Source organism: Nocardia sp. NBC_01377, assembly GCF_045040005.1.
In the GTDB taxonomy this organism is placed as follows: domain Bacteria; phylum Actinomycetota; class Actinomycetes; order Mycobacteriales; family Mycobacteriaceae; genus Nocardia; species Nocardia noduli.
Genome location: NZ_CP109566.1, coordinates 5359768 through 5374684, shown reverse-complemented (window position 1 = coordinate 5374684; position 14917 = coordinate 5359768). Strand labels below are relative to the sequence as shown.

Here is a 14917-nt window from a genome sequence, read left to right as displayed (position 1 = left end):
GGCCACGGCGCAGTATCCGGAGAGGCGGAGCGAAGTCTCGATGACCGAAACGAAGCAGGACGGCCCGTCGATCACGGTGCTGGTCGTCGACGACGAACCGCAGATCGTGCGGGCGCTGCGCATCAACCTGTCGGTGCGCGGCTACGAAGTGATCACCGCGGGCAGCGGTGCGGCGGCATTGCGCGCGGCGGCCGAAAGGCATCCCGACGTGGTGATCCTCGATCTCGGGCTGCCCGATATGGACGGCATCGAGGTGCTGGCCGGGCTGCGCGGCTGGACGGAGATCCCGGTGATCGTGCTCTCGGCCCGCACCGATTCCGCCGACAAGGTCGAGGCGCTGGACGCGGGCGCCGACGACTACGTCACCAAACCCTTCGGCATGGACGAACTGCTCGCCAGGCTGCGCGCGGCCGTTCGGCGCGGCGCGGCCGCCTCGGCCGATTCCGACGATCCGGTGGTGGTGACCTCGTCGTTCACCGTCGATCTGGCCGCCAAGAAGGTCACCAAGGACGGTGCGGCCGTACATCTGACGCCCACCGAATGGGGCATGCTCGAAATGCTGGTCCGCCACCGGGGAAAGCTGGTCGGGCGCAAGGAACTGCTGCGCGAGGTCTGGGGACCGTCCTACGCCACCGAAACCCACTACCTGCGGGTGTATCTCGCGCAGTTGCGGCGCAAACTCGAAGACGATCCGTCGCATCCGAAACACCTGCTGACCGAGGCGGGGATGGGATATCGCTTCCAGGAATGAGCGGCGGCGCGCGCGTTCGTCCTCGGGGGTGTGACGATGCTCCCGGCAGGAATGCGGGCGCGTCCGGACGGTGTTGCCAACCGTGAGTGGTTCCCGACCGTCCCGACGACAATGGCAGGATCGACCCATGGCTGACCAGACCGCTGCACCCGTGACCAATGCCGCCGTGAGCGACGCGGCAGCGCCGACGAGCGCGGAACCGACCACGCTGTGGGCCGAGCGCACCGGAACCCGCGAATACACCGGTCGCAGTTCCCGTGGCGCCGAGGTATTGATCGGGTCGCAGGGGGTCCCCGGCCGGTTCACACCGGGCGAACTGCTGAAGATCGCGCTGGCGGCCTGCTCGGGTCTGAGCGCGGATTTCCCGCTCTCGCGTCGGCTCGGCGACAATTTCGACGCCACCATCCGGGTGTCGGGCGACCCGGATCGGGAGAACGAGGTCTACCCGCAACTCGACGAGGTCTTCGAACTCGATCTGAGCGAACTCGACGACGAAGCCCGCGAACGACTACTCGTCACCGTGACGCGGGCCATCGACAAGGTGTGCACCGTCGGTCGGACATTGAAGTCGGGAACGAAGGTGACGCTGTCGTTCGAGGTCGACGCCTGAGCCGACACGCGGGAAGCCGCGCCGCAGCGCGAACCGACTCCGCCGGTGGAGTGCACCCGCCGACACCGCACCCGTTATGGTCTGCGCCATGGGTGAGTTACCTGCGCCGGGATCCGGGCCGGATGAGCGCGCGCGACTGAGCGCGTGGGTGCACGGCACCGTGCAGGGTGTCGGATTCCGCTGGTGGACACGCTCGCGCGCACTGGAACTCGGACTCACCGGATATGCCAGGAACGCACCCGACGGTCGCGTGCACGTGGTCGCCGAGGGACAGCGCACCGCCTGCCTGAAGTTGCTGGAAATGTTGCGCTCGGGTGATACGGCTGGCCGGGTGACCCTGGTTGTGGAAAGCTGGGAGCCCGCCCGGGGTGATATGCCCGGATTCGAGGAGCGGTAGTGGTGGTTTCGAGAGTGCCGGGGAGGTTTCGTTGAGCACGCAGCAACCGGGTGGGGAATCATCTGGCGGTTCCGGTCGTGAAGAACCGGGTAGTGGTGCGCCGATTCCGCCGCCGCCCGGAGGATTTCCCGGATCCGGTGATAACGCGCCGCCGCCGTGGCCGCCTTCGGGAGGTTCCTCCGGATCTGGCGGTAACGCGCCGCCGCCTTGGCCTCCGGCGGGGGGGCCTTCCGGATCTGGTGGTAACGCGCCGCCGCCGTGGCCGCCGTCGGGAGGTTCTTCCGGGTCCGGTGGTAACGCGCCGCCGCCTTGGCCGCCGTCGGGAGGTTCTTCCGGGTCCGGTGGCAGTGCGCCGCCGCCGTGGCCGCCCCCGGGTTCGACAGGTTCCGATGCGGGCCAGCCGGTTCCGACCACGCCGTTCGGTGCGCAGCCCCAGCAGGGTGGTGACCAGCAACCCTGGCAGGGCAGTGTCCAGCGCCAAGAACCCGGTGTCACCCAACCGCGTCCACCGACGGTCGCCGAGTCGAGGGCGCGCGACAAAGCGCGCAAACGCGCCGAGGAAGCGCAGCGCGCGGCGGTCGCCGCCACGCAGAACAAGAAGCGCAACCGCAATCGCGTCCTGATCGGCGGTGTCGCCGTCGTCGGTGTCGCCGGATTGGTCGGCGGCGGCTATCTGGCGTATCGCGCGCTGACAGCGCCGGATTCGGTGACCGCCTCGTGCGTTCAGGTGAACGAGAAGGGGCAGGAGGTCGTGGTCGAGGACAAGTACTGCAAGCCCGGCCAGGCCGGGTTCGCCGACGACGACACCGGACGCAACAGCGCCGGCGCCATCATCCTGCTCGGAGGCTGGCCGCAGTACCGCTACTACTACGGCGGCAGCACCACCATCGGCAAACCGCCGACGGGCGCGGTCACCGTGCGGCCCAAGGGCGCCGAGATCAAGACCAAGTCCGGCACCACCGTGCAGCGCGGCGGACTCGGCAGCAAGAGCACCGGGGGCGGATCGTAATGCGGCGTGTCCGAGGCACGCCGCGGCCGGGATGGCAGCAGATCATCGAAGGCCAGGGCCTGGTCTACGGTGCGCCCGGCCGCGACGCGAGCGGACAGCCGCGCCCGTACTGGGACGAATCGGTGCACTACGAATTCGACATGCCGGAGATCCTCGCGCTGGAAGCCGATGTCGAACTGCTGCACTCGATGTGCCTGCACGCGGTCGAACACGTCGTTCTGACCGAGCGCTACCGGGAATTCGGCCTGCCGGAATGGACGTGGGAACCGATCGCCGAATCCTGGCGGCGCAGTGATCCGCACGTGTACGGCCGCTTCGACCTGCGCTACGACGCGCGACGACCGGCGAAACTGCTGGAATACAACGCCGATACGCCGACCTCGCTGCTCGAGGCCGCGATCATCCAGTGGCACTGGCTGACCACGGTCCACCCCGACGACGACCAGTGGAATTCGCTGCACGAGAAGCTGGTCGAGCGCTGGCGCGAGTTGCGCGACATCCTGCCCTCGGCGCAACTGCATTTCAGCTGGTCGTCCGCCGACGCCACGGGTGAGGACAATGTCACCACGGCGTATATGCAGGAGACCGCTGCCGAAGCGGGGTTCGACACCATCGCGTTGCCGATCGAGGAGATCGGATTCGATTCCGAGCTGGAACGTTTCGTCGACCTCGCCGAGGCGCCGATCGAATCGGCGTTCAAGCTCTACCCGTGGGAGTGGGTGCTCGACGACGACTTCGGAAAGAAGGTCGTGCAGAGCCTGCCGCAGACCATGTGGGTGGAACCGTTGTGGAAAGCGCTGCTGAGCAACAAGGCGATCCTGGCGGTGCTGTGGGAGATGTATCCCGGGCACCCGAATCTGTTGCCCGCCTATCTCGACGAGCCGCACGAACTCACCGAGTACATCCGCAAACCGAAACTGGGGCGCGAGGGCGCGAATATGACGATCGTCGGCGCGGGTATGGAGACGGCGACCGGCGGGATGTACGGCGACGAGGGTTTCGTCTACCAATTACTCGATCCGCTGCCGGAATTCGACGATATGCGACCGGTCCTCGGTGCCTGGATGGTCGGCGACACCGCCGCCGGTCTCGGTATCAGGGAGACCGCCGGTCTGATCACCGACGACGGCGCCGCCTTCGTCCCGCACCGCATTCCCACGAACTAGACGTTCAGTGTTCAGGAAGGACCATCGATGACCGCAGTCGCCCTCGAATCGGGGTACTGGAGCTCACTCGGCGAAGGCGTGGGGGCCATTCTCCTCTACGCCGTGATCGGCCTGGCGTTGATGCTCATCGGCTTCTACGCCATCGATCTGACGACGCCGGGTAAATTGCGCAAGCTGGTCGCCGCGGGCAAGCCCAACGCCATCATCGTGACCGCCGCGGGCATCATCAGCATGGCGATCATCGTGGTCCTCGCGATCTTCTCCTCCGAGGGCAAACTGTCCGAGGGCCTGATCTCCTCGCTGGTGTACGGCCTGGTCGGCATCATCGCCCAGGTCATCTCGGTGCGCGTGCTGGAGCGGGTGCTCGGCATCCACATCGGGAACGCCCTGCACGCCGATACCTACACCGTCGAGGTTCTCGTCGTCGCCGCGGCGCATTTCGCGCTCGGTCTCGTCGTCGCGTTCGCCATCCTGTAGACCGCCGTCCCGGAGGCCGGAACCCGTTCGCGGGCTGCGGCCTCCGAGGCGTGCCACCGGGGTCAGTGACCGCGGGCGATCCAGTCGGCCAGCGCGGGCTTCTCGGTGCCGATGGTGGTGCCGTCGCCGTGGCCGGTGTGCACCGTCGTGTCCTCGGGGAGGGTGAGCAGCCGGGTGCGGATGGATTCGATGATGGTGTCGAAATCCGAATACGAGCGACCGGTGGCTCCCGGCCCCCCGTTGAACAGGGTGTCGCCGGTGAACAGCGCGTGCAGTTCGGGCAGGTGCAGGCTGACCGAGCCGGGGGAGTGGCCGGGGGTGTGCAGGATGTCGATATCGGTGCCCGCCACCGTGATTCGCTCGGTATCGGCGAGCGAGCGATACGCGACGCCGGGGTGGGTCATCTGCCACAGCGGCTCGTCGCCCGGGTGCAACAGGATGGGCGCGTCCAGGCGCTTGCTCAATTCCGGTGCGACGGTGACGTGATCGTTGTGCCCGTGCGTGCACAGCACCGCGACGACGTTGCGGCCGCCGACGGCCGCCGCGATCGCGTCCGCGTCGTGCGCGGCGTCGACGACCACGACCTCGCTGTCGTCGCCGATCAGCCAGACGTTGTTGTCCACATCCCAGGTGCCGCCGTCGAGCGAGAACGTGCCCGAGGTGACGACCCGATCGATACGCGCGCTCACAGGACCACCACCGATCGCAGCACGTCACCCTTGTGCATCGAGTGGAATGCCGCTTCCACCTGGTCGAGCGCGATGCGTTCGGAGACGAAACGGTCCAGCGGCAGTCGGCCCTGGCGGTACAGGTCGATCAGCACGGGGAAGTCGCGCTCGGGCAAGCAGTCGCCGTACCACGAGGATTTGAGCGCGCCGCCGTGCGAGAACAGGTCGATCAGCGGCATGTCGAGGGTCATCTCCGGGGTGGGGACGCCGACGAGAACCACGGTTCCGGCCAGATCGCGCCCGTAGAACGCCTGCTTCCAGGTTTCCGGACGACCGACCGCGTCGATCACGACGTCCGCGCCGAATTCATCGGTGAGTTCCTTGAGTCGCTCCACCACGTCCTCGGTACTCGCGTCGATGGTGTGGGTCGCGCCGAATTCGGTGGCCCAGGCGAGTTTCCGCGCGTCGCGGTCGATGGCGATGATGGTTCTCGCCCCGGCAAGCCTCGCCCCGGCGATGGCGGCATCGCCGACGCCGCCGCAGCCGATCACCGCGACGCTGTCACCACGGGAGACATTGCCGGTGTTGACCGCCGCGCCGATCCCCGCCATGACGCCGCAGCCGAGCAGGCCCGCGACGGCCGGATCGGTCTCGGGATCGACCTTGGTGCACTGCTTCTCGTGTACCAGTGTCTTGTCCGCGAAGGCGCCGATGCCGAGGGCGGGGCTCAGTTCGGTGCCGTCGGTGAGCGTCATCTTCTTGCTCGCGTTGCTGGTGTCGAAGCAGTACCAGGGGCGCCCGCGCTTACAGGCGCGGCACTGTCCGCAGACCGCGCGCCAGTTCAGTACCACGAAATCGCCCGGGGTCACGTGGGTGACCTCGGCGCCGATGGTGTCCACGATGCCCGCGGCCTCGTGGCCGAGCAGGAACGGGAACTCGTCGTTGATGCCGCCCTCGCGGTAGTGCAGATCCGTGTGGCACACCCCGCATGCCTGAACGCGCACGACCACGTCGTGCGGTCCGGGATCGGGGATGACGACGTCGACGATCTCTACCGGTGCACCTTTACCTCGGGCGATGACGCCACGCACGGTTTCCGACACGAATGCCTCCTGGGTTCGGCCTGTCGCTTTTCGAACATGGCCCATCCTGCCGTGTACGGGGATCGGCGCGACACGGGGCCCGGGGCAAACAGTTGACATTCCACATTGGAGGATTCATCCTTGAATCACATTCTAATGTGGAATATGACCGCCTGCCGCGGCCGTAGGAACAACGACATAAGGAATCGGATATGGATATCGCGACCGGTATGCGGGCATCGGACCAAGAGCGTGACCATGTGGTGGGGCTACTGAGTAGGCATCTGGCCGAAGGCAGGCTCGACCTCGCCGAATACGACCAGCGCGTGGCGAAGGTCTACGCCACCGCCACCCGTGACGATCTGGCGCTGGTGCTCTCCGACCTGCCCCGGCTCTCGCAGCAGGCCTCGGGCGACACCGGCGTCACCCGGACCCGGATTCCGCTCTGGCAGCGCATCGAAGGCGCCTCGTGGCTCGGAGTCAGCCTGCTGGTGCTGGTGATCTGGGGCGCGATCTCGCTCGGCGTCGGCGAACTCACCTACTTCTGGCCGGTCTGGGTGATCGGACCGTGGGGCGCGGTACTCGCGTTCCGCATGGTGACCGGATTCGAATCCGGACATCACCGCAAGCGGGTGTGAAACCGCGGGCGGCGCGATGTCGCCCGCTATCTGCCGTGGCGGGACCGCGGCACGTCGTCGTCGTAGTCGTCGTCGAAATCTCGGCGGCTCCGCGCGGCGGCCGCACTGTCGACCGTCCGCTCGGAGGTCACAGGAGCGCGCCGCCGTGCCGGGTCGGCGGCCCGTGCGGGTTCGAGCGGTGTGTGCGCGGGTTGCGCCCGCGTGCGCTCGGAACGTTCGCGCCCCGGCGTCTCCGGTGCGGACCGCCCGTTGCGGTTCGGCTCCGGCTGGGCCGAACGCGAATTCACCGCACGGTTCCCGTTGCTCGCGGGCGTCTGCCGTCGCGCATCCTGATCGCGCCGCGCGCCACCCTCGCGCGCTGCCGCGGCACGACGGGCGGGCGGATCCTCGGACGGTGCGCGACGGTCACGCGGCTCGGCCGCCGCGACCGGCCTGCGCGCCGGACGATCGACCGGATCCTGATCGCGACGCCCGCGACGCCCGTCGCCGACCGGTTCGGCCGGAACCGCGCCGTTCGCGCGTGCGGACGCGGTACGGGCCCGAGGCGACGGACCGGCGGGTTCATGTGCCGGATCGCTCAGCGAGCGGCGGGACCGGCCGGGGTCCCCTGCGGATTGTTGCCCCGAATCGTGGCCACGTGATCGAGGGACGGCGGGGTCGATCGCGGACTGCGGCCCCGAATCGTGTGCGGCGCGCCGGGATCGGGTTGGCGTCGAGTCCGTGGCAGGCCGGACCGGCCAGTCGGATCGTTGCGTGATCGGGCGGTCCTGGGAGGCTGCGGCGCGTTCGCGCACGGGTCGTCCGTTGCGGTCAGAATCGGAGACTTCCCGACGGAACTGTGCGGCGGGTGCGTCCGCGATCCGGTCCGCGCGCCTCCGTCGGTCGGGTTCCGACGCGTGACGGTCACGCGTCGCCGGTGCCACACGGTCGTCGGCGGCGCGCGCGGGCACGGCGCGCCTGCCTCCCGTGTCGGCACGGTCGGCCGCGGCGGAACCGTCGCGCCGTGTCGCGCCGGAGCGTCGCGCGGTCGCGCCGTCGACCGGACGGCGTCGCGGCCCGGCATCGTCGTAGCGGACGTCGTAATCGGAGTAGCCGTCGTAGTCGGCGGGAGCGGGTCGGTAGTCGGAGCGATCGGCACTGGCGAACAACTCGTCGTCCGGATCGTCGCGGTACTCGTCGTCGAATTCGTCGTACTCGTCATCGAGGTCGCCGAAGTCATCGAATTCGTCGTCGGCGCGGCGCTGTGGGATCACACGGGCCAGCAGCCCGCGCGCCTGGTCGAGCCGGTCGCGCAACGACGGCGGATAGTCTTCGGCGGGCGAGGAATCCGCGATGTCGTCGAGGTCGGACTCATCGACGTCCCGATCGGCACGGCGACCACCTCGGACCGACACCCGCGCGGGTTCGGGCATGACCCGGGGGCTCGGGCCGGACGGCGGGCGCGTGGCATCGCGCCGGACCGGCGCCGCGGGCTCGGCGGTCGTTCCGGCTGCGATGGCGGCGACCTTGCCGGTCTGCAATTCGCGTGGAAGACCGCGTTTGAGTATCGGCAGTTTGCGGGTGGCGTGGCTGGGGTTGTCGCCCTTCTCGCGGTAGGTCGCGGTGATGCCGTGCGCGCGCACCCACGCGCCGGGGTCGCGGCGGCTGTGCCGATCCAGTCGGGGGATGATCTCCTCGAGTAGTCGCACCAGTTCGCCGTCACCGCCGCCGAGCGCGGTCCGGATCGCGGGGAAGGTGGTGGGACGGAAGGTCCACGACCACTCGTGGGCCTGCGGGCCGTCGGAGATCTCCCTGCCGTGGAACACCAGATTGCCCGAGGGCGCGATCCGCGCCCGGATCCGCCGTCCTTCGGATTCGAGGAGGAACTCACCGGATTCGCCGGTCTCGGCGGCTTCTTGTTCGGCGGTCCGATTGCTCAGCGAGATCTCGAACCAGGCCGCGGCGATCCCCGCGATTCCCAGACAGGCCGCGAGCAGCACCTCGCCGAGCACATCCGAGAGCATCGAACTGCGGCTGCGTTCACAGGCGTAGAGAAAGACCAGGCTGCCTAGCACCAGGGCGGTGATACGGGCAAGCCGGTAGCGGGTGCTGGTCCCGAGTGTGGGGGCTGGCATCGGCAATACTCCCGAACAACATTCCGCTGGCGAATCACGTGGATGGTAAGCCCAGTGAGGCTTTCATGGCAGAGTTTGCGCTCTGATCGACACGGGGCGGGCGCGCGCGGGCCCCGTGAAAAGCGCGCGAGCCCGCCCCTCGGCGGTTGCGGTGATCGAGTGGGCGTCCGGTTCCGGTGTCGGCCGCCGGACTTCCCGCACAGGTCAGCGGCGTGCCGGGTGCGGGCGAGTGCCGCAACGACGGCAGCGGGGCAAACGCGGAGCACACCCGGATACCCGATATCGCCCGATGACTCGATAACCTGGACCGGGCTGCCCGCCGGTCAGCGGGTACGCGCCGCTCGGCCGATGGGCACGGTTGGTCGTCTCCCAGTACTGTCGGCCGCATCGAAGACGGAAAGGTCGTCCGAATTTGCACCTGAAGAGCCTGACGTTGAAGGGGTTCAAATCCTTCGCGTCCGCGACGACACTGCGCTTCGAGCCCGGCATCACCTGTGTGGTCGGTCCCAACGGTTCGGGCAAATCCAATGTCGTCGACGCGCTCACCTGGGTCATGGGTGAGCAGGGTGCGAAGGCGTTGCGCGGCGGCAAGATGCAGGACGTCATCTTCGCCGGAACCACCGGCCGCGCGGCGCTCGGGCGCGCCGAGGTGACCCTGACCATCGACAACTCCGACGGCGCGCTGCCCATCGACTACGCCGAGGTGTCCATCACCCGGCGCATGTTCCGTGACGGCGCGGGCGAATACGAGATCAACGGCAGTTCCTGCCGTCTGATGGATGTGCAGGAACTGCTCAGCGATTCCGGTATCGGGCGCGAGATGCACGTCATCGTCGGGCAGGGACAGCTCTCGGCCATCCTGGAATCGCGTCCCGAGGACCGCCGCGCCTTCGTCGAAGAGGCCGCCGGTGTGCTCAAACACCGCAAGCGCAAAGAGAAGGCGGTTCGCAAACTCGAGGCGATGCAGGCCAATCTGGCTCGCCTGACCGACCTCACCACCGAATTGCGCCGCCAGCTCAAACCGCTCGGGCGCCAGGCCGAGGTCGCGCGACGCGCGCAGACCGTGCAGGCCGACCTGCGCGATTCGCGGATGCGCTTGGCCGCCGACGATCTGGTGACCCGCCGCGGTGAACTCGAGAGTCAGCAGAGCAAAGAGGCGTACGCGCGCGAGCAGCAGATCACCGTGCAGTCCGAACTCGACGCCGCCAATGCCGCGCTCGCCCAGCAGGAATTCCAGCTTTCCCGGCTCACGCCGAGTGCCGAGGCCGCCGCCCAGATCTGGTTCCAGCTCTCCGCGCTCGCCGAACGCGTGAACGCCACCCTCCGGATCGCCGGTGACCGGGCCCGGCACCTGCACACCGAGACCCAGGTCGGCACCGGGCGCGACCCAGACCAACTGGAGGCCGAGGCGGCGCGCGTCGAGGCCGAGGAAGCCGAACTGCGCGAAGCGGTGGAGATGGCCACCGAAACCCTGGAGGCGGCGCGCGACGCGCTGCACGAGCGCGAGTACGCGGCCAAGGCCGCCGAACAGGCGCATCTGGCGGCGGTGCGGGCCATCGCGGATCGCCGCGAGGGTTTGGCCAGGCTCGCCGGACAGGTCGACAACCTGCGCACCCGGGGCCAATCGTTCGACGCCGATATCGCGCGACTGTCGCTGGCGATCACCGAATCGCGGCAGCGCGGCGAGATCGCCGGGGCCGAATTCGAGTCGGTGCAGAACGAACTCGGGGAACTCGAATCGGGTGAGGCCGGACTCGACGCCCAGCACGAACACGCGGTGCAAGCCATGGCACTGGCCGACCAGCGCGTCACCGAACTGCGCGAACAGGATCGCGACGCGAGTAAACGGGTCGCGTCGCTGAGCGCGCGCATCGAGGCGCTGAGCATGAATCTGGCGCGGCGTGACGGCGCGGCCTGGCTGGCCGAGCATCGCGCCGACGGACTGCTCGGCCCGCTGTCGGGAATGCTGCGGGTGCACGGCGGTTTCGAGGCCGCGGTGGCGGCGACCCTCGGTCCGCTCGCCGATGCCGTCGCGGCCGAGACCGGCGACGGCGCGCACGCGGCGGTCCGGGCCTTGAAGGAAGCCGACGGCGGACGGGTCGCGCTGGTCTTCGACGCGGGCACGGCGACGCCTGCGCTCGGTGCGCCCCTGCCCGATTCCGCCCGTTGGCTCGGCGATGTGGTCGACTGCCCCGAACAGGTGCGCGGGGCGATCGCGGCGCTCACCGCGGGCGTGGCGGTGGTGTCCGATCTCGCCGAGGCGACGCGATTGATCGCCGAACGTCCGCAATTGCGGGTCGTCACCCGCGACGGTGACCTGGCCGGAAGCGGCTGGGTGCTCGGCGGTTCCGATCGCGCGCCCAGCCAGTTGGAGATCCAGGCCGACATAGATACGGCCGCGGCCGACCTCACCGCCGCGCAACGACGTGCCGAGGAATTGGAGGCGGCGCTGTCCGGCGCGCTGGACGAACAGGCCGACCGCAAGGACGCCGTCGACCAGGCGCTGCTGGCGTTGCACGAATCCGATCAGGCGCTGACCGGAATCTACGACCGGCTCGGCAGACTCGGCGAAGCCACCCGCGCCGCCGAGCGCGACAGCGAACGACTCACCGGACAGCGCGACGTGGCCGAGTCGAACCGTGAGGAATCCCTCACCGCGCTGGCCGAATTGGAGGATCGGCTGCGCGCGGTCGAACTGGAACAGGGCGACGACGACGGAGCGGGCGCGGCGGGCACCGAATCGGCCGGACGCGACCGCGAGGAAGCCGCCGCCGCGTTGGCCGAGGCCCGCTCGATGGAGGTCGAGGCGCGCCTGTCGGTCCGCACCGCCGAGGAACGCGCCGAATCGGTACGGGGCAAAGCCGATTCGTTGCGTCGCGCGGCGCGTGCCGAACGGGAGGCCCGCGCCCGCGCCGAACGCGCGCAGGCCGCCCGCCGCCAAGCCGCCGGAGTCGCCGCCGCGGTCGCCGAATCCGGTGCGAGGATCGCCGCCGAACTGGAGAAGGTGGTGGCCGAGGCGAGCGCGCGACGTGACGACCTGGTGCGCCGCCGCACCGAGGCCGCGGCCCAGGTGGACCAGGTCAAGGAGCGGGCGCGGGCGCTGACCGTCCAGCTGTCCCAGCTCACCGACGCGGTGCACCGCGACGAGGTCGCCAAGGCCCAGGCGGCGCTGCGCATCGAACAGCTGGAGGCGAATATCGCCGAGCAGTTCGGTATCGCGCTGTCGGATCTGATCGCCGAATACGGCCCGGATGTGCCGCTGCCGCCCTCGGATCTGGAATGGCAGGAATACGAACAGGCCAAGGAGCGCGGCGAGCAGGTCACCGCGCCCGCCCCCATGCCCTACGACCGGGCGAGCCAGGAGCGCAGGGCCAAACGCGCCGAGAAGGATCTCACCACCCTCGGCAAGGTGAACCCGCTCGCGCTCGAGGAGTTCGCCGCGCTCGAGGAGCGCTACAACTTTCTCGCCACCCAACTCGAGGATGTCAAGAGCGCCCGCAAGGATCTGCTGGAGGTGGTCGCCGAAGTGGACGTGCGCATCCTTCAGGTCTTCACCGAGGCCTACGAGGACGTGGAACGCGAATTCGTCGGCGTTTTCGCGAAACTGTTCCCCGGCGGCGAGGGCAGGCTGGTGCTCACCGACCCCTCCGACATGCTGACCACCGGTATCGAGGTGGAGGCGCGGCCGCCGGGCAAGAAGGTCAAACGACTGTCGCTGCTGTCCGGCGGCGAGAAGTCACTGACCGCGGTGGCCTTGCTCGTTGCCATCTTCCGGGCCCGCCCGTCACCGTTCTATGTGATGGACGAGGTCGAGGCCGCGCTCGACGACACCAACCTGCGGCGTCTGATCGGGTTGTTCGAGCAGCTGCGCGAGAAGAGTCAGCTGATCGTCATCACGCACCAGAAGCCGACCATGGAGATCGCCGACGCCCTCTACGGCGTGAGCATGCGCGGCGACGGCATCACCCAGGTCATCTCCCAGCGTCTGCGCGGAGATGAGCCGTCGCGAGTGCGGTCCGCCAGCTGAGACCACCGCCGCGAGGGCGTGCCCGTTCGATCAGCGTCCGGCGTCGGCCCGCTGCTGATCGCGCTCGGCCGCGAGTTTCGCGGATCCGCCCGTGGTCAGCCAGGTTTCGAGGGTGAGCAGGCCGGGGTGCAGTTTCCGGAGCGCTGGGATGTCGGCACGCCAGCCGCCGGTTTCGCGCGACACACGCCAGGCACCGGCGATCTCCGTGCCGAACGCCTCGGCTTCGGCCTCGGTGAGTTCCTGGTAGCGGACCGGGTGACCGGTGACGCGGGTGATGGTCGCCGCGGCATCGTCGGGAGTGGGGTCGTCACCGGCGATCTCGAGGATTTCGCCGTGGAAGCGGTCGGGATTCGTGAAGGCCATGGCGGCGAATGCCCCGATATCGGCCACCGCGATCATCTGCAACGGGCGATCGGCCCGGAAGATGTGGTGGTTCACGCCGTCGACGATGCCGTCGATGGGGAAATCCCGGATCAGGTAGTTCTCCATGAAGCGCACCGGTCGCAGCACCGTGTAGCGGGTCCGGCCGTCGATCAGCGCCGCTTCGATACGTCGCTTGCCTTCGGCGTCACGCTGGCTGTCGCGGCTCATCGACGCGACTCCGGTGAACACGATGTGGTCGACCCCGGCTCGCGCGGCGGCCTCGATGACGTGGATGCCGCGGCTCGCCTCCAGATCGACATCCCACCCGGTGGGCCCGAAGGCCACCGGAGGCACCAGGAAGACACCGCGCGTGCCCGTGACAGCGGGCGCGAGACTCTCGGGTCGGTCGAGATCACCGGTCACCAATTCCGCGCCCGCCGCGGCGAGATCGCGCGCGGCTGCCGACAGTGGGTCGCGGACCAGCGCGCGCACGGCGCCGCCGTCGGCGAGAAGTGCGCGCGCGGTGGCGCCGCCCTGCTGGCCGGTCGCTCCGGTGACCAGGATCGGATCGTGCTGAGAGGACATGCTGACCTTTCGTTTCCGAACGGACGTCGTCCGATCGGGCAGTCTCGGTAGAATCGGGTCGATCAACCCGTATCAGCACCGTATGGTGCCGCCGCGCACCCTGAACAGCACCTGAAACGGAAGGCCGTAACGAATGTCCGCCCCTTCGCTCCCGCGTGACGGGATCGGTCGCGCCGACGCGCGCCGCAATCGCGGTCGTGTTCTCGACGCCGCTCAACGCGCCTTCGCGGAAAACGGGACCGGGGTGTCCCTCATCGAGATCGCGCGGCGGGCAGGCGTCGGCGCGGGCACCGTGTACCGGCATTTCCCGACGAAAACCGATCTGTTGGAAGCGGTTATGCAGCAGCGGGTGGACGGTCTGGCCCGGCTCGCCACCTCTCGCCTCGGCGACCCCGACCCCGGGGCCGCCTTCTTCGCGGTCTGCACCGAGGTGGTTGCCCGCAGCCCCGGTAACCAGGCACTCTGCGATCTGGTCCAATCCGACGACGGCTGGCCGAAGGCCCTGCTGCGCGGCGCGGGGGAACGCTTCCAACGCGCGCTGGAGGAACTGCTGCGCGCCGCCCAGCGTCAAGGGGCGGTCCGCGCCGACATCACCGTCGCCGATGTCCAGGATCTGTTCACCGGATGCGTTGCGATCCAGCGGTATCAACGCCCCGACGGGCAACTGGTCCGCGCCGCCGCCCTGGTGCTCGACGCACTGCGCACGAATCCCACCGCGCCTTCGGTAACGAAACGCGTGCTGGAGAGTGATGACCGCTATGAAACGGGGGAACGTAACGAAAGTGCCACTGTCGCGCGGTGCCCGATCTGCCGCGGCCCGGTGCGCAGCACCGGAATGGGGCGGCCCGCGAGGTATTGCTCGGCGGCCTGCCGCCAGAAGGCCCACCGCAGGCGGCGGGCTGTCGGTTCCGCACTTTAGCGAGGCGCGCCACCGATCCGGTGTACGGGACTGTCGTGCCGTCGAAGTCGACCGATTCGGCCGATTTGTTCCGCGAGGTGAGCGAGGGCATCCGTCGTGCGGGCACTGCGC

The 14917-nt window shown here is 68.9% G+C and carries 13 protein-coding genes; 9 read left to right on the top strand and 4 right to left on the bottom strand.

Features of this window, described 5'->3' with window-relative positions; genetic code table 11:
* Nucleotides 1-40 precede the first annotated feature (40 nt).
* The 6 genes from OG225_RS24700 to OG225_RS24675 all read left to right on the top strand — a co-directional run bounded on the left by OG225_RS24700 (nucleotide 41) and on the right by OG225_RS24675 (nucleotide 4410).
* Nucleotides 41-751: a response regulator gene (locus OG225_RS24700; protein ID WP_216911195.1), complete on the top strand. Its 711-nt coding sequence runs from the start codon at nucleotides 41-43 to the stop codon at nucleotides 749-751.
* Between the two features lie 127 nt (nucleotides 752-878).
* Nucleotides 879-1361, top strand: coding sequence for an OsmC family protein (locus OG225_RS24695; protein ID WP_216911193.1), 483 nt, complete (start codon nucleotides 879-881; stop codon nucleotides 1359-1361).
* 88 nt (nucleotides 1362-1449) lie between these two features.
* Nucleotides 1450-1758: an acylphosphatase gene (locus tag OG225_RS24690; RefSeq protein WP_405177470.1), complete on the top strand. Its 309-nt coding sequence runs from the start codon at nucleotides 1450-1452 to the stop codon at nucleotides 1756-1758.
* Nucleotides 1759-1789: 31 nt separating this feature from the next.
* Nucleotides 1790-2767 carry a hypothetical protein gene (locus OG225_RS24685; protein ID WP_405177469.1) on the top strand — a complete coding sequence of 326 codons (978 nt, stop codon included), beginning with the start codon at nucleotides 1790-1792 and terminating at the stop codon, nucleotides 2765-2767.
* The gene (locus OG225_RS24680) at nucleotides 2767-3933 is read left to right on the top strand and encodes a glutathionylspermidine synthase family protein (RefSeq protein ID WP_405177468.1); all 1167 of its coding nucleotides are present in this window, start codon (nucleotides 2767-2769) and stop codon (nucleotides 3931-3933) included. The genes OG225_RS24685 and OG225_RS24680 overlap by 1 nt, the downstream gene beginning before the upstream one ends.
* Before the next feature lie 27 nt (nucleotides 3934-3960).
* On the top strand, nucleotides 3961-4410 hold the full coding sequence (locus tag OG225_RS24675) for a DUF350 domain-containing protein (protein ID WP_216911190.1): 450 nt from the start codon (nucleotides 3961-3963) through the stop codon (nucleotides 4408-4410).
* Nucleotides 4411-4472: 62 nt separating this feature from the next.
* Here OG225_RS24675 and OG225_RS24670 read toward each other — a convergent pair whose 3' ends face one another.
* Nucleotides 4473-5099: an MBL fold metallo-hydrolase gene (locus OG225_RS24670; RefSeq protein WP_405177467.1), complete on the bottom strand. Its 627-nt coding sequence runs from the start codon at nucleotides 5097-5099 to the stop codon at nucleotides 4473-4475.
* Nucleotides 5096-6181, bottom strand: a complete 1086-nt coding sequence (locus OG225_RS24665; RefSeq protein ID WP_405177466.1) for an S-(hydroxymethyl)mycothiol dehydrogenase — start codon at nucleotides 6179-6181, stop codon at nucleotides 5096-5098. Before OG225_RS24665 ends, OG225_RS24670 begins: the two co-directional genes overlap by 4 nt.
* A gap of 191 nt (nucleotides 6182-6372) precedes the next feature.
* Here OG225_RS24665 and OG225_RS24660 point away from each other — a divergent pair, with 191 nt between their 5' ends.
* The gene (locus OG225_RS24660; protein ID WP_405177465.1) at nucleotides 6373-6798 is read left to right on the top strand and encodes a DUF1707 domain-containing protein; all 426 of its coding nucleotides are present in this window, start codon (nucleotides 6373-6375) and stop codon (nucleotides 6796-6798) included.
* A 26-nt stretch (nucleotides 6799-6824) separates the two neighbouring features.
* Here OG225_RS24660 and OG225_RS24655 read toward each other — a convergent pair whose 3' ends face one another.
* Entirely contained in the window at nucleotides 6825-8912 is a 2088-nt protein-coding gene (locus OG225_RS24655; protein WP_405177464.1) for a hypothetical protein, read from the bottom strand.
* A gap of 412 nt (nucleotides 8913-9324) precedes the next feature.
* Between OG225_RS24655 and smc the strand changes: the two genes are divergently transcribed.
* Nucleotides 9325-12939, top strand: a complete 3615-nt coding sequence (smc, locus tag OG225_RS24650) for a chromosome segregation protein SMC (RefSeq protein ID WP_405177463.1) — start codon at nucleotides 9325-9327, stop codon at nucleotides 12937-12939.
* A 30-nt stretch (nucleotides 12940-12969) separates the two neighbouring features.
* Here smc and OG225_RS24645 read toward each other — a convergent pair whose 3' ends face one another.
* Complete coding sequence (locus OG225_RS24645) at nucleotides 12970-13887, bottom strand: NmrA/HSCARG family protein (protein WP_405177462.1); 918 nt, start codon at nucleotides 13885-13887, stop codon at nucleotides 12970-12972.
* 133 nt (nucleotides 13888-14020) lie between these two features.
* Here OG225_RS24645 and OG225_RS24640 point away from each other — a divergent pair, with 133 nt between their 5' ends.
* Nucleotides 14021-14806, top strand: coding sequence for a TetR/AcrR family transcriptional regulator (locus tag OG225_RS24640; protein ID WP_405177461.1), 786 nt, complete (start codon nucleotides 14021-14023; stop codon nucleotides 14804-14806).
* Nucleotides 14807-14917 lie beyond the last annotated feature (111 nt).